General features: G+C 59.8%; 18 protein-coding genes and 1 pseudogene. 11 read left to right on the top strand and 8 right to left on the bottom strand.

The window, feature by feature from the left end; genetic code table 11:
• Window positions 1-89: 89 nt before the first annotated feature.
• Window positions 90-1,067, top strand: a complete 978-nt coding sequence (locus AC3ISI_RS10835) for an AraC family transcriptional regulator (protein WP_489336907.1) — start codon at window positions 90-92, stop codon at window positions 1,065-1,067.
• Window positions 1,068-1,092: 25 nt separating this feature from the next.
• On the opposite strand, the gene AC3ISI_RS10830 is transcribed toward AC3ISI_RS10835, so the two are convergent.
• The 3 genes from AC3ISI_RS10830 to AC3ISI_RS10820 form a co-directional block, all read right to left on the bottom strand.
• The gene (locus tag AC3ISI_RS10830; RefSeq protein ID WP_489336905.1) at window positions 1,093-2,301 is read right to left on the bottom strand and encodes a cytochrome c biogenesis protein DipZ; all 1,209 of its coding nucleotides are present in this window, start codon (window positions 2,299-2,301) and stop codon (window positions 1,093-1,095) included.
• A gap of 165 nt (window positions 2,302-2,466) precedes the next feature.
• A complete protein-coding gene (locus AC3ISI_RS10825) occupies window positions 2,467-2,679 on the bottom strand; it encodes a hypothetical protein (RefSeq protein WP_489336903.1) in 213 nt (70 codons plus the stop codon).
• Window positions 2,680-2,720: 41 nt separating this feature from the next.
• Window positions 2,721-2,984 (bottom strand): DUF2790 domain-containing protein, encoded by a 264-nt coding sequence (locus AC3ISI_RS10820; protein ID WP_489336902.1) that lies wholly within the window; start codon window positions 2,982-2,984, stop codon window positions 2,721-2,723.
• Between the two features lie 305 nt (window positions 2,985-3,289).
• On the opposite strand from AC3ISI_RS10820, the gene AC3ISI_RS10815 reads away from it, so the two are divergent.
• Together AC3ISI_RS10815 and AC3ISI_RS10810 are read left to right on the top strand one after the other, a co-directional pair.
• Complete coding sequence (locus AC3ISI_RS10815) at window positions 3,290-4,030, top strand: response regulator (protein ID WP_489336901.1); 741 nt, start codon at window positions 3,290-3,292, stop codon at window positions 4,028-4,030.
• On the top strand, window positions 4,027-5,331 hold the full coding sequence (locus AC3ISI_RS10810) for an ATP-binding protein (RefSeq protein ID WP_489336900.1): 1,305 nt from the start codon (window positions 4,027-4,029) through the stop codon (window positions 5,329-5,331). The genes AC3ISI_RS10815 and AC3ISI_RS10810 overlap by 4 nt, the downstream gene beginning before the upstream one ends.
• Before the next feature lie 23 nt (window positions 5,332-5,354).
• Here the strand turns inward: AC3ISI_RS10810 and AC3ISI_RS10805 are convergent.
• The 4 genes and pseudogenes from AC3ISI_RS10805 to AC3ISI_RS10790 form a co-directional block, all read right to left on the bottom strand.
• Window positions 5,355-6,177 (bottom strand): annotated as a pseudogene (locus tag AC3ISI_RS10805) (AI-2E family transporter).
• 387 nt (window positions 6,178-6,564) lie between these two features.
• Complete coding sequence (locus AC3ISI_RS10800; RefSeq protein WP_489336899.1) at window positions 6,565-7,320, bottom strand: HvfC family RiPP maturation protein; 756 nt, start codon at window positions 7,318-7,320, stop codon at window positions 6,565-6,567.
• Window positions 7,313-8,152: an HvfB family MNIO-type RiPP peptide maturase gene (locus AC3ISI_RS10795; RefSeq protein ID WP_489336897.1), complete on the bottom strand. Its 840-nt coding sequence runs from the start codon at window positions 8,150-8,152 to the stop codon at window positions 7,313-7,315. Before AC3ISI_RS10795 ends, AC3ISI_RS10800 begins: the two co-directional genes overlap by 8 nt.
• 144 nt (window positions 8,153-8,296) lie before the next feature.
• Window positions 8,297-9,619, bottom strand: coding sequence for an acetamidase/formamidase family protein (locus AC3ISI_RS10790; RefSeq protein WP_489336896.1), 1,323 nt, complete (start codon window positions 9,617-9,619; stop codon window positions 8,297-8,299).
• Between the two features lie 508 nt (window positions 9,620-10,127).
• Here AC3ISI_RS10790 and AC3ISI_RS10785 point away from each other — a divergent pair.
• The gene (locus tag AC3ISI_RS10785) at window positions 10,128-11,174 is read left to right on the top strand and encodes a class I SAM-dependent methyltransferase (RefSeq protein WP_489336895.1); all 1,047 of its coding nucleotides are present in this window, start codon (window positions 10,128-10,130) and stop codon (window positions 11,172-11,174) included.
• An 88-nt stretch (window positions 11,175-11,262) separates the two neighbouring features.
• The gene (locus AC3ISI_RS10780; RefSeq protein ID WP_489336894.1) at window positions 11,263-12,105 is read left to right on the top strand and encodes an NAD-dependent protein deacetylase; all 843 of its coding nucleotides are present in this window, start codon (window positions 11,263-11,265) and stop codon (window positions 12,103-12,105) included.
• 35 nt (window positions 12,106-12,140) lie between these two features.
• Here the strand turns inward: AC3ISI_RS10780 and AC3ISI_RS10775 are convergent, their stop codons facing one another.
• Entirely contained in the window at window positions 12,141-13,043 is a 903-nt protein-coding gene (locus tag AC3ISI_RS10775) for a LysR family transcriptional regulator (protein ID WP_489336892.1), read from the bottom strand.
• A 150-nt stretch (window positions 13,044-13,193) separates the two neighbouring features.
• Here AC3ISI_RS10775 and AC3ISI_RS10770 point away from each other — a divergent pair, with 150 nt between their 5' ends.
• The 6 genes from AC3ISI_RS10770 (at window position 13,194) to AC3ISI_RS10745 (ending at window position 18,414) form a co-directional block, all read left to right on the top strand.
• Window positions 13,194-13,892 carry a CoA transferase subunit A gene (locus AC3ISI_RS10770; protein WP_310336326.1) on the top strand — a complete coding sequence of 233 codons (699 nt, stop codon included), beginning with the start codon at window positions 13,194-13,196 and terminating at the stop codon, window positions 13,890-13,892.
• A gap of 36 nt (window positions 13,893-13,928) precedes the next feature.
• Entirely contained in the window at window positions 13,929-14,594 is a 666-nt protein-coding gene (locus AC3ISI_RS10765; protein ID WP_007948745.1) for a CoA transferase subunit B, read from the top strand.
• A gap of 11 nt (window positions 14,595-14,605) precedes the next feature.
• Window positions 14,606-15,787, top strand: coding sequence for an acetyl-CoA C-acetyltransferase (locus tag AC3ISI_RS10760; protein WP_489336890.1), 1,182 nt, complete (start codon window positions 14,606-14,608; stop codon window positions 15,785-15,787).
• Between the two features lie 361 nt (window positions 15,788-16,148).
• Complete coding sequence (locus tag AC3ISI_RS10755; RefSeq protein ID WP_489336889.1) at window positions 16,149-16,940, top strand: hypothetical protein; 792 nt, start codon at window positions 16,149-16,151, stop codon at window positions 16,938-16,940.
• Between the two features lie 84 nt (window positions 16,941-17,024).
• On the top strand, window positions 17,025-17,696 hold the full coding sequence (locus tag AC3ISI_RS10750) for a glutathione S-transferase family protein (protein WP_489336888.1): 672 nt from the start codon (window positions 17,025-17,027) through the stop codon (window positions 17,694-17,696).
• A 145-nt stretch (window positions 17,697-17,841) separates the two neighbouring features.
• Entirely contained in the window at window positions 17,842-18,414 is a 573-nt protein-coding gene (locus AC3ISI_RS10745) for a DcrB/PsbP domain-containing protein (RefSeq protein WP_489336887.1), read from the top strand.
• Window positions 18,415-18,417: the final 3 nt, after the last annotated feature.

Below are 18,417 nucleotides of genomic sequence, written 5' to 3'. Positions count from 1 at the left end.
GTCGGCCAACCCTGTCCGATCGTCCGGAGGTTGGCCGCGGGGCTGCGACAGGCTCACAATCAACACCATCCGCACATCGGGAAACCGCCATGGACGCCCTGTCACAAACCTTGCGTGTCGTGCGCCTGGTCGGAGCGATTTTCATCAATGCCAGGTTCTCCGCGCCCTGGTGCTACCAGTCCCCCAGCGCCGACACGGCGGCACCGTTTCTGGAACCGGGTGCCGAACGCGTGGTGATCTTTCACTTGATTACCGAGGGGGAGTGTTACGTCGAACTCGGTGATGACCCTCCCTTGTTGCTGTCAGCCGGCGATGTGGTGGTTTTCCCGCAAGGGCATGCTCATCGCATGTGTTCTAAACCGGGCCTCCCGCCCGCCACCGGTGCGCGGCTGGACGTGGTGCTGGCGCGGCGGCCACGGCAATTGAGTTATGGCGGTGGCGGCGTGATCACGCGGTTGGTGTGCGGTTATCTGGCATGCGATACGCGCTTGGCCGGCATGTTGCTGACAGGGCTGCCGGCGGTGGTCCGGGTCAACGTGCGCGGCTCGAATGCCGGCATGTGGCTGGAGTCTTCGGTGCGTTATGCGCTGGCTGAAGCTCGCTCGCCAAGGCCCGGCGGTGAAGGTGTGCTGGCGAAACTGGCTGAGGTGTTGTTCATTCAAGTGCTGCGCCTGTACATGAATGAACAGGGCGAAGGACGCACCGGCTGGCTGGCCGGGGTCGGGGACCGGATTGTCGGCGGCGCGTTGAACGCCCTGCACAAAAAGCCCTGTCACGCCTGGACGCTGGATGAGCTGGCGCGCACGGCCGGCACCTCAAGATCGGTATTGGCCGAACGCTTTCAGCAATTGGTGGGAAGTTCGCCGATGCAATACCTGACGCAATGGCGGATGTTGCTGGCGGCCAATCTGTTACGCAGCAGCAACAGTCCATTGATGCGCATTGCCGAAGAAGTGGGTTACCAGACCGATACAGCGTTCAGCCGGGCCTTTCGTCGTGAGTTCGGTGCGCCGCCGGCCGCGTGGCGGCGCAGTCAGGCGAACAAATCAATGGCCCAAGGCGCGTAGCCTGTGGGCCATTGATCTGATGGGTTTATGCAGCCGGGGCTTTCGCCTCTTCCAAAAGCTGCCGGATCACCTTCTCCTGAGTGTCGTAGCTGCCTTCACCGAAGTGGGTGTAACGCACCTGCCCCTTGGCGTCGATCAGGTAATGCGCGGGCCAGTACTGATTGTCGAAGTTGCGCCAGATCGCGTAGTTGTTGTCGATGGCCACCGGATAGGTGATGCCGAGCTTTTTCACTTGATCCTTGACGTTGTCGATAATGCGTTCGAAACCGGACTCAGGGGTGTGCACGCCGATCACCACCAGGCCGTCCTTCTCGTACTTCTTCGCCCAGTCCTTCACATACGGCAACGTGTGCTGGCAGTTGATGCAGTCGAAGGTCCAAAAATCCACCAGCACCACTTTGCCTTTCAGCGATTCGTTGGTCAGGGCCGGCGAGTTGAGCCATTCGACGGCGCCGTTCAGCGACGGCATGGCGCCTGTTGCGTTGTCCATCGTATCGGCCTTCACTTTGCTGACGAAGTAATCGACCACTTTCGGCACGGTTTCCAGCACGCCTTTTTCGAGGCTGCTGACGCCTTCGGACGAAGTGCCGGCCAGCAGGGTTTTGTCGGTACCGGTGGAAATCACTGCCGCCGCAGCCAGCACCGCAACACCTGCACCTCGACGCAGCCATCCGGTGACCGGGATCGACGCTTTCAAGCGATTGACCAGGCTGCGACCGGCGAAAATCAAGGTGCCCAGGGACAACGCACTGCCCAGGCCGTACGCCAGCAGCAACAGGCTGGTCTGCGCATTGGCACCTTGCAGCATGGCGCCGGTGAGGATCACACCGAGAATCGGCCCGGCACACGGTGCCCACAGCAGCCCGGTGGCGACACCGATCATCACCGAACTCAACGGGCCCGACATTTTGCGGGTGTCGGGGTCAAGGCGATTGCCCAGTGCTACGAACGGACGCGCCATCCAGTCACCGACCCGGGCCGATATCAGCGACAGGGCAAACAGCCCCATCACGAACAGGGCGACATGGCGACCGGTGTTATTGGCTTGCACCACCCACTCACTGCTGACTACGGCCAAACTGGAGATCAGAGCAAAGGTCAGGACCATGCCACCGAGGGTCAGCAGAATGGAGGAACGGGTACGTTTGACCCCGGCGAACAGGAACGGTACGACCGGCAGGATGCAGGGACTGAGGACGGTCAATATGCCGCCCAGGAAAGCGATGAGGAACATGGGATCACCTTTGAAATAAAGAGCGCGACACACCACACAATCCCTGTAGGAGCGGGCTTGATCTGGGCCAGTACATTCAACATTGATGTCGACTGACACTCCGTTTTCGCGGGCAAGCCCGCTCCTACAATGGATCGTTGGTGTTCACACAACAGTGTTCTGGCTTCAGGCAGTCTGGTTTTCCAGTTGCTGCCCCTGTGGAGTCCGGCTACCGCCGTCCTGTGCCAGAAACGCATTCGTGTCCTTGTGCGCCACCGGCGTCAGCTGGAAGCAGGTGACGCTGCCACAGCTACTCTGTTCAACAGCGGCATTGGCGTGGGCGGCGGCGCCGGCGAAGGTGAAGGCAATGGCGGTCAAATAGCGGCTTACGTTGTTCATGATGTGCGTCCTGTAATAGAGGGAATGGGTGATGGACGGAATCAGTTGTTCGAGTTACAGCCATCAGCCACTTTGAGGTAGTCCAAGACCTGGGTTTTGTTCTGCGAATCCAGGTAGGTCAGTTGCGCATCCACTACTCCGCAGGTCGGCGTTGCGCCCTGTTTCAGTGACACGACTTTCTTGATATCCAGATGGGTGCCGTAGGTGTAGGTTTTCGGGGTAACGTCTGCTTCGGCACGGGCCGACAAGGTGCAGATGTTCAGGGCGGCAAACAGGCAAGCGGCGTAGATGGCTTTAGTGTTCATGGCGGTATCCTCAGGCTTCAATGGGTCAGTGGTTCGATTGAGTCGAGGCGGTGTGGTTTGCCTCGTTGGAACCTATTAGAAGCCTGCGAGGTATCTGGTCTGTGTCGAAAACAGACGCGTATAAATCGGTACGTATCAAAGCCGGACCCCGATACACAGCGATACAAAACCCCTGATAAACCGTGTTTTTGCGTCTGCGTGTATCCGCCGCCAAGCCAGATACACTGCAATACAAAGGGTGGCGGCCGAGCGGACGCAGGCTCGATAGACTGCGCGATATCCCCCATTGATAGAGGCCAGTCCCCATGGAACACGTCGATCACATTCTCATCGTGGACGATGACCGCGAGATCCGGGAGCTGGTAGGCAACTACCTCAAGAAGAACGGCCTGCGCACCACAGTCGTCGCCGACGGTCGGCAGATGCGCGCCTTCCTTGAAACCACGCCTGTGGACTTCATCGTGCTCGATATCATGATGCCTGGCGACGACGGCCTGATGCTCTGCCGCGAATTACGCGCCGGCAAACACAAGGCCACCCCGGTGTTGATGCTCACCGCGCGCAACGATGAAACCGACCGCATCATCGGCCTGGAAATGGGCGCCGACGACTACCTGGTCAAACCGTTCGCCGCCCGCGAGCTGCTCGCCCGAATCAATGCCGTCCTGCGCCGCACGCGCATGCTGCCGCCGAACCTGGTGGTGACCGAAAGCGGTCGTCTGCTGGCGTTCGGTCGCTGGCGCCTGGACACCTCGGCCCGGCACTTACTGGACGAGGACGGCACCATGGTCGCGCTCAGCGGCGCCGAATACCGGCTGCTGCGGGTCTTTCTCGATCACCCGCAGCGGGTGCTCAATCGCGATCAACTGCTGAATCTGACCCAAGGCCGCGACGCCGACCTGTTCGACCGCTCCATCGACTTGCTGGTCAGCCGCTTGCGCCAGCGTCTGCTCGACGACGCCCGCGAACCGGCCTGCATCAAAACCGTGCGCAGTGAGGGCTATGTGTTTTCACTGCCGGTGGAAGTACTCGGGGCGCCCTCATGAACCTCGGCCTGCGCTGGCCCCGCACCCTCGCCTCGCGGCTGTCGCTGATCTTTCTGATCGGCTTGATCCTGGCGCAGGCGCTGTCCTTTGGCGCGCAGTATTACGAGCGTTACGAAACCGCAAAAAACACCATGCTTGGCAACCTGGAGACCGACGTCTCGACCTCCATTGCTATCCTCGACCGCTTGCCGGCGGCGGAACGGATGAGCTGGTTGCAACAACTGGATCGGCGCAATTACCGCTATCTGCTGGATGAAGGCTCACCGGGCGAGGCCATGCGCGACACGCCGATTGCAGTGACTTCGATCAAGGACGCCATCGGCAAGGATTACCCGATGACCGTGACCGACATTCCCGGCCCGATCAAACACTTCCAGGTCCATCTGAAATTGACCGATGGCAGCCCGGTGACCATCGATGTACGCCCGTCGATGGTGCCGTTGTCGCCGTGGCTGCCTTTCGTCTTGCTCGGACAATTGGCGTTGATGATCGCCTGCACCTGGCTGGCGGTGCGCATCGCCATCCGCCCGCTGACGCGCCTTGCCCAAGCCGTGGAAACCCTCGACCCCAATGCCCACGCGGTGCATCTGGACGAGAAAGGCCCGACCGAAGTCGCCCACGCGGCCAAGGCGTTCAATTCCATGCAAGCGCGCATCGCCGCCTACCTCAAGGAACGCATGCAACTGCTGGCGGCGATTTCCCACGACCTGCAAACCCCGATCACCCGCATGAAACTGCGCGCCGAATTCATGGACGACTCCACCGAGAAAGACAAACTGTGGAACGACCTCGGCGAGATGGAACACCTGGTACGCGAAGGCGTGGCGTACGCGCGCAGCATTCACGGTGCCACCGAAGAAAGCCGCCGAACCGACCTGGATTCATTCCTCGACAGCCTGGTGTTCGACTATCAGGACATGGGCAAAGACGTGCAACTGAGTGGAAAAAGTGGCGCGGTAATCGACACCCGGCCGCATGCGTTGCGGCGGGTATTGGTGAACCTGACGGACAATGCGTTGAAGTTCGCGGGTGCGGCCGAACTGAAGGTAGAAACCAGAAACGGCCGCCTTTGGGTGAAAGTCATGGACCGAGGGCCGGGCATTGCCGAGGAAGAACTGGCGCAGGTGATGGAACCGTTTTACCGGGTGGAGAATTCGCGTAACCGCAGCACCGGCGGGACCGGGCTTGGCCTGGCAATTGCCCAGCAACTGGCGACGGCCATCGGTGGGTCGTTGACGCTGAGCAATCGTGTGGGGGGCGGGTTGTGCGCGGAGCTTGGATTACCGATTCAACCGAGCTGAGTTCATCGTTACGCTTAAAGACATCAAGCCTGCCCCCGGTCGTCCAGCGCATCATCTTGCGACGGGTCTTGCACCCATTGCCAGAACAACTGATAGCCGACTGCAAGAAGAACAGGACCGATAAACAAGCCAATAATGCCGCCGCTGATCATGCCGCCCAAAGCGCCGATCAGCACCACAGGCATCGGTACATCGACGCGCCGCCCCAGCAACATCGGCTTGAGCACGTTGTCGGCCAAACCCGCGATAAACACATAGATGGCAAATACTACAGACACCGTACTCGCACCCTCACTCGCAAAAACATAGATGATCACGGGAGCGGTCACCAAGGTGGCGGGTAACTGCATGATACCCAGTAGCAACAGCACAAGCGCTAACAAGCCGGCACCGGGCACCTGCCAGCCCGCTTAAAAGGGAAAGGACGACGGTCTTGATCTCAGGCAGGTATTTTTGAATCAGGTCAGGCAGATCGGAGACAGCCTGCATCCAGAGGCTATGCAGCAGTTTGCCCACCAATGGCCAGTGGGCGATCGTTTCGGGCGGTAGAGGAATCTGGAAGCTACCTGTTTTGACCATTGTCATGGCCCCCTCAACCGAATCAACCAACGACTGTCCCAGCAGACAGACAGTCGCTATCAAGACGCCAATGGCAATAACCACGATTAGCACCGCTGTGAAACCATTGCTTCGACCCAGCTTGCGTTTAAGACTGCGTTGCAGTGGATAGAGCGTGATCGTCAGGATGACTGACCACAGCATCAAACTCATGAATGGACTAAAAATCCGGAAGCAAAAAATCACCATAATGGCGAGCAGCCCGGCACGAATCAGTACATCGAGCATGTTTCGGGACAAGGTCTTCTCGGAAAAGATCGAGGGGGGGCATTCATAAGCTCCAGAAGCTGACAACCACGTTGTGAGATCGGTACATCCAGACTACGCGCAAAAAAAATCCCCACGTCTTCGTGAAAAGACGTGAGGCAAAGGGATATTAGAAACGAGAGTTGAGAAGAGTGGGTACCTGAACAAGGGACCATCATTGCACTCCCTGCCAATGCTTCTCGACACCGATTAAAAGGTGAACCGGCTCAGAGACGAAATTAATAATTATCAAAAATTGGTTTTTGATAAGAGCGAAGTGAGTTGAAGACTGCTGAAAACAGCCTTCCGCTTGGACAAAATATTGACGGATATCGGTGAAGCTCTGCATCGGCAAGGGTATGGGTAGAATCACGCCAAGCCCAAAACCCCTTCCCCCTGCATCTGCCGCATCAGCGCCGCCCCGCTCGTCATAAACTCCAGCGACCCGGCCATCCCTGCCTCCACCGCCAGCCCTTCCAGTTGTGCTTGCCCGCTCAGTTGAGGAAACGCCTCAATCCGCTGCAACAACCGCCACGCCAAAGGGCTCAGCTCAGAAAACATCACACTCCAGTCATCCGCCCGTCTCACCAGCAATAAAGTCGGCTGAGCGGGTGCTGCCTGGGGTTGAAAGTCCGGCCCCACCAACTGCACCGGCCAGGCATAGGCCAGCGGCCACGCCAGTGGCGAAACCCGTAATGGTCGCTCAAGGATCAACGCCACATCACTCGGCGCTAACGGCTCGGCATCAGATTGCTGCAAGGCCATCTCGACCCATTCGTAATGTGCCAGTTCCACCATGAACAGCGGCCATGTGCCCTCGCTCAATGCCTGCGGACAAGCCGCGAGAAACTCGACAAACTCCTGGGCAATCTCACCGAACTTCGGCGCGCGCGCGCGGTAGTCCCGCAGGAAAATTCGCACCAGCGCACGCCACTGTTCATCGCCGAGAATCTTGATCAGCACCGGAAAAGTCCCGCTGAGCAACGTCGACAGGTTGACGAAAATCAGGTCGCGATACACTTGGGCTCGCTCGGCGTTCATTTCGCCCGGTGGCGCGCAGTGATCGGGGTCGCGCAGGTAGCGGCCCAGGGTGGTTTGTTGCTCAAACAAGCTCGGCTTATCCACGGATCACCCCCTCGACTTGCAGGCGGCGAATGGTCTGCAATTCAGCCACCAGTTCAGAAAACGCCGGGAAGTTGAAATCACGTTCCAGTAGCGTCGGTTGTGCGCCGAAGCGGGCATAGGCTTGCGCCAGCAACGACCAGACCACCGGTTTGACCGAGGCACCATGGGTGTCGATTTTCAAGGTATCGGACTCATCGAAGTGCCCGGCAACATGCATCGCCACCACCCGGCCGGCGTCGATGCCGGCCAAAAAGGTCTGTGGATCGAAACCGTGATTGATCGAGTTGACGTACACGTTATTGACGTCGAGTAGCAGGTCGCAATCGGCTTCGCGTAGCACCTCATTGGTGAAGGTCACTTCGTCCATGTCCTGCTGCGGCGCCGCGTAGTAGGAGACGTTTTCCACCGCCAGACGCCGGCCGAGAATGTCCTGGGCCTGACGGATGCGCGCAGCCACGTGGTACACCGCTTCCTCGGTAAACGGCAGCGGCAGCAGGTCATAGAGGTGACCGTCATCGCTGCAATAGCTCAAATGCTCGCTGTACAGCGGCACCTTGTACTGATCCAGGAACATCCGGACTTCTTGCAGAAACCCGACGTCCAGCGGTGTCGGCCCGCCGAGGGACAACGACAAGCCATGACAGGACAATGGAAAGCGCTCGGCCAGGGCGCGCAGTGCATGGCCATGGGCGCCGCCGATGCCGATCCAGTTTTCCGGTGCGACTTCCAGAAAGTCGAAATCGCCGGTGCGGGCGGCCTGAAGGTCTTTCATCAAGCCGCGACGCAAGCCGAGCCCAACGGTGGCATTCGTGGAGGTGGAAGAGGTCTGCATGGTGTCGATCTCAATGATTGCCGTAACGGAATCACAGTTAATCGAAACGCTGTATCGGGGCTGTGTTCGATTGCGGCAGAAAATCTCGGTGGATGTATCAGCGACGGGTCTGTACACACTTTGGTACAGACCCATGGGCGGGCGTTACGCCAGGGCGTATTTCTCGCGCACCAGATGACCGATGCCGATCCGGTCCAGCACGGTCATCGGGCACAGGAAGGTCACGCGGACGGTGCCGGGCAAGCGGCTGATGTCGATGGAGCCGGTGATGGTCGCGCGGTTGAGCACTTCGTCATACGCCAGACCAGTGACCGAGGCGGCACGCTTGAGGCCGTTTTCGACCGCAACGTTGAGGTTCTCACCGCTGCCGATAAAGGTGATCGGGCCGCTTTGCTCGATCTCGTGCTGCCCCCAGCGTTCGCCCAGTTCGCGGACTTTCTGCCGCTGCTGTGCATTCATCGGACGGGCCATGGGCGGCAGGTCATCCAGGTTCTGCAGGAGGATCGGCCCTTCCAATGTCAGGTGCTTGATCACTTCCACCTGTACTTCGGTTTCCCCCGAGCAATCGGTGGCATGCCCGGCGATCTCGCCGTTGCCCTGCTGGGCATGCATGTCGCCCATGTACACGCCGGCGCCTGGCACCTTGACCGGACAGATCAATACGCAGCCTTCGCGAATCGAATTGGTGTCCATGTGGCCGTCGGTTTTCGCGGCGTGAAGTTCTTCGCGGGTCATGCCGAAACGGTGCGGCGCGTTGATCAGGTATTGGCCGAAATCAGCGCAGTTGTGCGAGTCGGGCAAGTCACGGGACGGCGTGGTGCCGATGTTGCCGAGAAACGGGCGCATGTGCGCGGCGACGCCGGGGATGTCAGCGCGGGCCAGCGACAGGATCGAATGCTGGGCGGCGAACTCCGGCAGTGCCGACATCTCGGACGCATTGCCGGCCAGTTGGTTGGCGACGTCCTGATTGACGGTCAGGCTGACCTGATTTTGCGCATCGAACACGATCACGTAGCCGTGGCTGAAACGAAACGCGCTGACTTCGGCGCCGCAGTTATTGCAACGAATGGCGTCTTCACCGATGCCGTCAACGTGGCTGGCCGGGTGCTCGATGCCGCAATTGGCGCAGAATTTGGAGACGAACGGATCGCCGTTGTAGCGCCCCTCGACAAAACTCATGACCCCGGAGGACGTCGCCAGGGAGGTCACACGCATGCTTTTGATCTTGATCGCCACGGCGTCGCCGACTTCGGCACCGGCGATGGCCACCGGTTGCGTCACTTCGTGGCCACCCTCGAAGGCCGGCGTAATCATCGGCCCCCAGCAGCCCGGCGGTGTACCGGTGATCAATGTGCCACCGTCGGCCAGCGGCCCGAGCATAGGTTGGCTCGGGCCAATGATGCCTTGGGTGTAATGGTCGACGCGCAGGCGATTGACGGGTTTGGTTTCAGTCTGAAGCATAGTCATCAGGAGGTTCCCTTCACGGAGTCAGGAGCGAAGACGGCCGCCTGTTGTGACGACCCTAAAATCGCCTGGGCAGCACCGGTGTTCGGGTGCTGGACGGCCTTTTCAGTTGATCTCAGGTTTGTATCTGGGCTGTGTTCGGCAATGGCCGGGAATGAAGTGGAATGTATCGGGATGACGGTTAGACACAATGTAATACACACCCCAAATCCCCTGTGGAAACACAAATCCCCTGTAGGTGCGAGCTTGCTCGCGAAGGCGGTGTACCAGTCAGCATAGATATCGACTGACACACCGTCTTCGCGAGCAAGCTCGCTCCTACAAGGGGTTCAGTGTCAGGTTGGGAAATTAGGTTTTCGTCGCTCCAGGCCGCAGCACACAAGCCACGAACTAAACTTAATGCACCCAGGACGTGTTTGGCGTCCTGTTCATTCCTACGACCACCGCCCAGAGGCGAATGCCTCGATAAATACTGCCTCTGGACCGTGATCCTGCTAAAGGAGCACACGTGATGGACGAGGCCAGACTCAATGATTTCATGGGCAAACTGGTGAACGACATGGGTGGCGCGGCGATGCTCGCCAACGTCATTCTCGGCGAGGAACTCGGCCTGTACCGGGTCATGGCCGATAGTCAGCCCATCAGCCCTGAAACCCTCGCCGATAAAACCGGCTGTAACCCCCGCCTGGTGCGCGAATGGCTCAGTGCCCACGCAGCCTCCGGCTACATGGAACACCGCGACGGCCAGTTCCGCCTGCCCGAAGAGCAAGCCCTGGCGCTGGCGAATGAAGACTCACCTGTTTATGTGGCCGGCGGTATCAGCGTGGTTGCATCGTTTTTCCATGACAAGGACAAACTGGTCAAGGCCATGCGCGGCAACGGCGCCCTGGCCTGGGGCGATCACCATCCGTGTATGTTCAGCGGCACCGAACGGTTTTTCCGGCCCGGTTACAAAGCGCACCTGATCGCCGAATGGCTGCCGGCCCTCGACGGCGTGGTGGCCAAGCTGGAGGAAGGCGCCAAAGTGGCGGACATCGGCTGCGGGCATGGCGCCTCGACGGTGATCATGGCCCAGGCGTTCCCGAACTCGCGGTTTGTCGGTTTCGACTACCACGCGCCCTCTGTCACGGTCGCCACCCAGCGCGCCGAAGAAGGCGGCGTGTCCGCACGAGCACGGTTCTTCCAGGGCACCGCCAAGAGCTACCCCGGCACCGACTATGACTTGGTCTGCTACTTCGACTGCCTGCACGACATGGGCGACCCGGTGGGTGCAGCCAAACATGCCTATGAATCGTTGAAACCGGACGGCGCGGTGTTGCTGGTCGAGCCCTTCGCCAACGACTCGCTCGACGACAACATCACCCCGGTGGGACGGCTGTTCTACGCGGCTTCGACGTTCATTTGCACGCCCAATTCGCTGTCCCAGGAAGTCGGCCTCGGGCTCGGTGCCCAGGCAGGTGAAGCGAGGTTGCGCAAGGTCTTCACCGAGGCGGGGTTCAAGACGTTTCGGCGGGCCACTGAAACCCCGTTCAACCTGATTCTGGAGGCGCGTAAATAAACGCCGCTCAGCACCCGGACAGGCGCGCTGTCCGGGTGATGGGTCTGCTACGCTGCAAACACTCAAGACCCTCCCCGGAGTGTTGAATATGCTCGACAGGCTCCTGCGCGAACAACTCGAGCAGCTTCGGCAACTGATGGCTGACCAGCCGTTTGTGGTGCTGACCGGCGCGGGCATCAGCACCCCGTCGGGCATTCCGGACTACCGCGACAACCAGGGCGTGCGCCGCGGCCGGCAACCGATGATGTACCAGGAATTTCTTTCGGCCCCGCAATCACGTCGACGCTACTGGGCACGGGCCATGCTCGGTTGGCCGCGCGTGCACCTGGCGCAGCCGAATGTCGCGCACGAAGCGTTGGCCAGTTTGCAAAGCAACCGGCATATCAGCGGCCTGATCACCCAGAACGTCGACACCCAGCACGATCAGGCTGGCAGTCACGATGTGATCGAACTGCATGGCAGCCTGCACCGGGTCCTGTGTCTGGATTGCGGGATACGCAGCGAAAGGAATGCCATTCAGCGATTGATGGAAGCACAGAATCCTTACCTGGCCGGGGTCGATGCGGTACAGGCGCCGGATGGCGACACCTTGCTGGACCCGGCGTTTGAAGCACGGTTTCAGGTGCCGCACTGCCCGCATTGCGCAGGCGAGCGAATGAAACCGGACGTGGTGTTTTTCGGCGAAAACGTGGCGCAGGCAACGGCGGCCAAGGCGATGACGGCAGTGGAAAAGGCTGCGGGATTGCTGGTGGTCGGGTCTTCGTTGATGGCGTATTCGGCGTTTCGGTTGTGCCGGGCGGTGGCGGATCAGGGGAAGCCGTTGATTGCGATGAATCTGGGGAAGACTCGAGCGGATGACATTCTGGATTTCAAGATTGCAGGATCGTGCGAACAGCTTTTGCCCCTGCTGGCCCAACGGCTCACCACTTGAATACTGAAGAAGCCCGCTCCCACAGGGACTGGTGTTCATTTCGCAGACAGGCGCTGGCCGAGGTTTTGTTCCTTGAGGATATCGAACAACGCCTGCGCCGCCGCCGACAGTTCAACCCCAGGCTGCGTCAATACGCCGATGGCCCGCTCCACCACCGGATCACCCAGGGTAATGCACCGCGCGCCGAGCTCTTGCATCTGCCCGGCGCACAACGCGGGCACCGCGCTCACGCCCAAGCCGCTGGCGACCATCCTGCCGACCGTCGCCAACTGATGACTTTCAAACTCCACCGGTAACTTCATCCCCCGCGCCTGCAAATGTTCTTCCAGCATCACCCGCAACGTCGACGGTCGCTGCAAAGTGATGAACGGCTCCTTGAGCAACGTTTGCCAGTCGATATCATCAAGCTCAGTCAACGGCGAATCCTTCGGCACGATGGCAACGAACCGGTCCATGTACAACGGCGTGAACGCCAACGAAGAACTCTGCGACGGCTCGAACGCCACGCCCAGTTCCACCTGGCGGTCACGGACCATTTCCAGCACCTGCTCGTTGATCACGTCATTGACCGTGACATTGACCTTGGGATAACGCGCGCGGAACGTCTTGAGGATCGGTGGCAGCAGGTTGCCGGCAAACGATGGCATGGCCGCCAGCGTCACGCGGCCGCGCTGGAGGGTGAAGCGTTGGCGCAGTTCGTCCTCGGCATTGTCCCAATCGGCGATCAATCGACGGGCCAGCGGCACCAGCGATTCGCCTTCGGCGGTCAGCGACACATTGCGTGTGTTGCGGGTGAACAAGCGCCCGCCCAAGCCCTCCTCCAGCGCCTTGATCGTCAGGCTCAACGCCGATTGCGACAGATGCAGGCGCTCGCACGCCACGGCAAAACTCAGACTTTGGGCCACGGCCAGGAAGGCGCGGATCTGCTTGACTGTCATGACCGGTGGCTCCAACGTAGTACGGGCGATTGATTGGTGAGTTTTATCTATTAATCAACCTTAAAAATCAACTTAACAAATGAATAAAGGGGCGAGACACTTCGCCACATACGGCTAGCCAGCCGACCACAAAGAATAAAAGAGGTGCATATGGCAGGTTTCGACAAGCGCGTGAGTTCCTACGAGGAAGCTCTGGCAGGTCTTGAAGACGGCATGACCGTGATCGCTGGCGGCTTCGGTCTGTGCGGGATCCCGGAAAACCTGATCAACGAGATCAAACGCAAAGGCACCCGCGACCTCACCGTGGTTTCCAACAACTGCGGCGTCGACGGTTTCGGCCTCGGTGTGCTGCTGGAAGACCGGCAGATCAGCAAGGTCGTGGCCTCCTACGTCGGTGAAAACAAGATGTTCGAAGAGCAGCTGATGAGCGGCGCAATCGAAGTCATCCTGACCCCCCAAGGCACCCTCGCTGAAAAAATGCGCGCGGGCGGCGCCGGCATTCCGGCGTTCTTCACTGCGACTGGCGTTGGCACCCCGGTCGCCGACGGCAAGGAAGTACGCGAATTCCATGGCCGCCAGTACCTGATGGAAGAATCCATCACCGGTGACTTCGCCATCGTCAAAGGCTGGAAAGCTGACCATTTCGGTAACGTCGTCTATCGCCACACTGCCCAGAACTTCAACCCGCTGGCCGCCACCGCCGGCAAAATCACCGTGGTCGAAGTTGAAGAAATCGTCGAACCCGGCGAGTTGGACCCGGCACAGATCCACACCCCTGGCATCTACGTCGATCGGGTCATTTGCGGCACGTTTGAAAAGCGCATCGAACAGCGCACCGTGCGTAAGTGATCCCCAGCCCCCGGACCGAATGAAGGAATAACAACAATGGCACTTTCCCGCGAACAAATGGCTCAACGCGTCGCCCGCGAAATGCAGGACGGCTTCTACGTCAACCTGGGCATCGGCATTCCGACCCTGGTCGCCAACTACATCCCTGAAGGCATGGAAGTCATGCTGCAATCGGAAAACGGCCTGCTCGGCATGGGCGCGTTCCCGACCGACGCCGAAGTCGATGCCGACATGATCAACGCCGGCAAGCAAACCGTGACTGCACGTATCGGCGCCTCGATTTTCTCTTCCGCCGAATCCTTCGCCATGATCCGTGGCGGCCACATTGACCTGACTGTGCTCGGCGCGTTTGAAGTCGATGTCGAAGGCAACATCGCGTCCTGGATGGTCCCTGGCAAGCTGATCAAGGGCATGGGCGGCGCAATGGACCTGGTGGCCGGTGCGGAAAACATCATCGTCACCATGACTCACGCGTCCAAGGACGGCGAGTCGAAATTGCTCTCCCGTTGCAGCCTGCCGCTGACCGGCGCCGGTTGCATCAAGCGCGTACTGACTGACCTGGCCTACCTGGAAATCCAGGACGGTGCATTCATTCTCAAGGAACGTGCTCCAGGCGTCAGCATCGAAGAAATCGTTGCAAAAACCGCTGGCAAACTGATCGTGCCTGATCACGTTCCAGAAATGCAGTTTGACGCTCAGTGAGGAATCCTTCCATGCAAGACGTCGTCATTGTCGCCGCCACCCGGACTGCCATTGGCAGTTTTCAGGGCTCTCTGGCAGGCGTTTCTGCGGTTGACCTCGGCGCTGCGGTGATTCGCCAGTTGCTGGCGCAAACCCGGCTGAATCCGGCTGAAGTCGATGAAGTGATCATGGGCCAGGTATTGACCGCCGGTGCCGGGCAAAACCCGGCGCGCCAGTCCGCGATCAAGGCTGGTCTGCCGTTCACCGTGCCGGCCATGACGTTGAACAAAGTCTGCGGTTCGGGCCTCAAAGCCCTGCACCTGGCCACTCAGGCGATTCGCTGCGGCGACGCTGACGTGATCATTGCCGGCGGCCAGGAAAACATGAGCCTGTCCAACTACGTCATGCCGGGTGCGCGCACCGGTTTGCGCATGGGTAACGCGCCAATCGTCGACACCATGATCAGCGACGGCCTGTGGGATGCGTTCAACGATTACCACATGGGCATCACTGCCGAAAACCTCGCCGAGAAATACAGCCTGACCCGCGAGCAACAGGACGCCTTCGCTGCGGCCTCCCAGCAAAAAGCCACGGCGGCCATCGAAGCCGGGCGTTTTGTCGATGAGATCACGCCGATCCTGATTCCTCAGCGCAAAGGCGATCCGCTGTCCTTCGCCACTGACGAACAGCCGCGCGCCGGCACCACCGCTGAAGCGCTGGGCAAGCTGAAACCGGCGTTCAAAAAAGACGGTTCGGTGACGGCGGGCAACGCTTCATCGCTGAACGACGGCGCCGCCGCCGTGATCCTGATGAGCGCCGACAAAGCCAAGGCCCTCGGCCTGCCCGTATTGGCAACCATCGCGGCTTACGCCAATGCTGGCGTGGACCCGGCGATCATGGGCATCGGCCCGGTGTCGGCCACACGTCGTTGCCTGAGCAAGGCCGGTTGGTCCATCGATCAACTGGACCTGATCGAAGCCAACGAAGCGTTCGCCGCGCAATCGCTGGCGGTGGCCAAGGACCTGGAATGGGACTTGAACAAGGTCAACGTCAATGGCGGCGCCATCGCGCTGGGTCATCCGATCGGTGCATCGGGCTGCCGCGTACTGGTGACGTTGCTGCATGAAATGATCAAGCGCGACGCCAAGAAAGGCCTCGCCACCCTGTGCATCGGTGGTGGTCAGGGCGTGGCATTGGCGATCGAGCGAGCGTAAAGCGTTCATCAGACTGTGCGGGGACCCACGAAGATCCGCGCAGCCTGGCAACACACCCGGCGTGATTCACATCACGTCGGGTCCTACCGCAGTACCTTCAGGCAAATTTCACCAGATCGATCCCAAAGAATCCCAACTGATCGATCAGCGCCGCCACTTGGGCTTTTGCCTGGGTGTCATTCCCCAATTTGTGTTCACCGCAGATCCACTGTGGGAGCGAGCCTGCTCGCGATGAGGCCTGTCCAGTCACCCCAAGAACTGCAGGGCCACTAGATTTTGTATACAAAACACGCCAATCCATAGAGCAATTCACCGCACGCAATGCTAACGTTGCCGCCTCACTCAGGTCGCAGAGGCGTGCGTGCTGATGCTTAAACTGCTGGTGATTCCGGGGTTTCTGTTGCTGATTTCCTTGGCGGGTAAACGTTGGGGCCCGAGCGTGGCCGGTTGGCTGTCCGGTTTGCCGGTGGTGGTCGGACCGATTCTGTTCTTCCTCACCATCGAGCAAGGTGAAGTGTTTGCAGCTCAATCGGCGACGGCCGCATTGTCGGCGATGTTCGCGATGATTGCCTTCTGCGTGACCTATGCCCAGGTTGCCCAACGGGCCAGTTGGCCGTTGGCGCTGGTGGTTTCGCTATCCGTCTGGGCCTTGGTGGCTGCCATCCTGTCGCTGATCCCTCCATCCTTGGTGTTCTCCGCCATCGCCGCTGCCACCGCGCTGCTCGCCGCGCCTTACCTGTTCCCCAAGGTGCAGCCCATCGTTTCCGGCCCGGCACCGAAGTCCGACAAATTGCTGCTGCGCATGCTGGCCGGTGCCCTGCTGACCCTCGCCGTCACGCTGCTGGCCAGCTCCGTCGGCGAACGCTGGAGCGGCCTGCTCGCGGTGTTCCCGGTATTGGGCAGCGTGATGGCGGTATTCTCCCAGCAAACCCGAGGCCCGGCGTTTACTGCCGCATTACTGCGAGCTACGGCGACCGGCATGTATTCGTTCGCGGCGTTTTGTCTGGTGTTGGCGCTGACGTTGCCGCACTGGGGACTGAACGCGTTTGTCCTCGGCGTAGCAGTGTCCGTGGCCATGCTCGGGGTCACCCGACAACTGCTGACACGGCCGGTCAACGCTGCCGCAACACGTTCAATAAAATCGAACATATGAAGCAATAACCTCGTACGTCAATCGAACAGGTTTCCCGCAACATCAGCCTCAGTTCACACCCCACCACTGACTGAGGCCTACACCATGAAATTCTTTTTCCACCCTTCGCCAAACCCGATGAAAGTTGCCCTGCTGCTTGAAGAGCTACAAACGCCTTACGAATTGATCGGCGTCGACACCTTCAAGGGTGAACAACACCTGCCAGCCTTTTTGACGATCAACCCGAACGCCAAGGTTCCGGCCCTGATCGATGGCGACGCCACGGTATTCGATTCCCAGGCCATCCTGCTGCACCTGGCGCAAAAACATCAGCGTTTCCTGCCGACCACCGCTACCGGCAATGCCGAGTTGCTGTCGTGGTTGATGTTTATCGCCACCGGCCTGTCGCCGTTTTCGGGTCAAGCGGTGCACTTCCTGCACCACGCGCCGGAAGACCTGCCCTACGCGAAAAACCGCTACCTCAAAGAAGTTGAACGTCACTACCGTGTACTTGACCAGCGTCTGGCTGATCATCCATACCTGGCCGGCGACACCTACAGCATCGCCGACATGGCGCTCTGGGGCTGGGCCAATTACGCGCCGTACATCCTTGGCGAGAACGGCCTTGCGGCGTACCCGAACGTCAAGCGCCTGTTCGATGAGATCAGCGCCCGCCCGGCCGCTCAGCGTGCCCAGGGCCTGAAAGAAAAACTGGTGCTCAAGGCCGAGTTCGACGAAGAAACCCGTCGCAACCTGTTCCCCCAAAACCAGGCCTGACACTCGCCGAAACCAAAGAGCGGCTGCTGGAACGATCAGCAGTTACCCGTCGCGCCGCGAGGTGTAAACCGCTGCCGCGCTGGAATGCCTGACAACGTCCATGGGATGATCGCCCTCAAAGCGCGATCATCCCTGGAGTTTTTGCATGTCACTGTTGAGTAAAAAAGCCGTTGTCCTGTTGCTGACAGCGGTTGCCAGTCTGGGCGCGTTGAATGCACAGACCGCCACGGCCGCCGATAGCAATATTTCGTCCGCACAGAAAGTCTCGATGCTGGACGGCAAGTTCACGTTCACCTTGCCCAAAGGCTTTACCGCCAACACGCTGCCGGCCAGCCCGGACGGCGCAATCGGGACCCTATACACCAACGAAACCACCAAGACCGTGGTAATCACCGCTGAAAACAACCTCCCGAAAGACGTCACCGTCAAAGACAACGACGGTGCATTCCTTGATGGGACGGCCGCCGATTTCGAAGCCGCACAACGCCAGGCCCTGCCGGACTTCAACAAACTCAGCGAAAAAAGCCTGACGCAAAAAGCGAACGGGCTGGGCCTGCGTCAGGTGGACAGCACGGCCACACAAGGTGGCGGCATGACCCTCAATACCACGCTGATGGCGGCATCCGGCAACCGCATGGCCGTGGTACAAGTCCTTTCCCGTCCTGGCGACATGGCCGCACACGAAACGTTGATCAAACAAATCGTCACCGGGAAATAAGCC

Source organism: Pseudomonas sp. GL_139_B (assembly GCF_057834475.1).
Note: the sequence above shows the minus strand (reverse complement) of the source record. Positions and strands in the feature narration are given on the sequence as shown.

What these genes read in the sequence shown, in the direction of transcription:
- AC3ISI_RS10835 (WP_489336907.1), top strand. Translation starts at nt 90, where the DNA reads ATGGACGCCCTGTCACAAACCTTGCGTGTCGTGCGCCTGGTCGGAGCG.
- AC3ISI_RS10830 (WP_489336905.1), bottom strand. Translation starts at nt 2,301, where the DNA reads ATGTTCCTCATCGCTTTCCTGGGCGGCATATTGACCGTCCTCAGTCCC.
- AC3ISI_RS10825 (WP_489336903.1), bottom strand. Translation starts at nt 2,679, where the DNA reads ATGAACAACGTAAGCCGCTATTTGACCGCCATTGCCTTCACCTTCGCC.
- AC3ISI_RS10820 (WP_489336902.1), bottom strand. Translation starts at nt 2,984, where the DNA reads ATGAACACTAAAGCCATCTACGCCGCTTGCCTGTTTGCCGCCCTGAAC.
- AC3ISI_RS10815 (WP_489336901.1), top strand. Translation starts at nt 3,290, where the DNA reads ATGGAACACGTCGATCACATTCTCATCGTGGACGATGACCGCGAGATC.
- AC3ISI_RS10810 (WP_489336900.1), top strand. Translation starts at nt 4,027, where the DNA reads ATGAACCTCGGCCTGCGCTGGCCCCGCACCCTCGCCTCGCGGCTGTCG.
- AC3ISI_RS10795 (WP_489336897.1), bottom strand. Translation starts at nt 8,152, where the DNA reads ATGCAGACCTCTTCCACCTCCACGAATGCCACCGTTGGGCTCGGCTTG.
- AC3ISI_RS10790 (WP_489336896.1), bottom strand. Translation starts at nt 9,619, where the DNA reads ATGACTATGCTTCAGACTGAAACCAAACCCGTCAATCGCCTGCGCGTC.
- AC3ISI_RS10785 (WP_489336895.1), top strand. Translation starts at nt 10,128, where the DNA reads ATGGACGAGGCCAGACTCAATGATTTCATGGGCAAACTGGTGAACGAC.
- AC3ISI_RS10780 (WP_489336894.1), top strand. Translation starts at nt 11,263, where the DNA reads ATGCTCGACAGGCTCCTGCGCGAACAACTCGAGCAGCTTCGGCAACTG.
- AC3ISI_RS10775 (WP_489336892.1), bottom strand. Translation starts at nt 13,043, where the DNA reads ATGACAGTCAAGCAGATCCGCGCCTTCCTGGCCGTGGCCCAAAGTCTG.
- AC3ISI_RS10770 (WP_310336326.1), top strand. Translation starts at nt 13,194, where the DNA reads ATGGCAGGTTTCGACAAGCGCGTGAGTTCCTACGAGGAAGCTCTGGCA.
- AC3ISI_RS10765 (WP_007948745.1), top strand. Translation starts at nt 13,929, where the DNA reads ATGGCACTTTCCCGCGAACAAATGGCTCAACGCGTCGCCCGCGAAATG.
- AC3ISI_RS10760 (WP_489336890.1), top strand. Translation starts at nt 14,606, where the DNA reads ATGCAAGACGTCGTCATTGTCGCCGCCACCCGGACTGCCATTGGCAGT.
- AC3ISI_RS10750 (WP_489336888.1), top strand. Translation starts at nt 17,025, where the DNA reads ATGAAATTCTTTTTCCACCCTTCGCCAAACCCGATGAAAGTTGCCCTG.
- AC3ISI_RS10745 (WP_489336887.1), top strand. Translation starts at nt 17,842, where the DNA reads ATGTCACTGTTGAGTAAAAAAGCCGTTGTCCTGTTGCTGACAGCGGTT.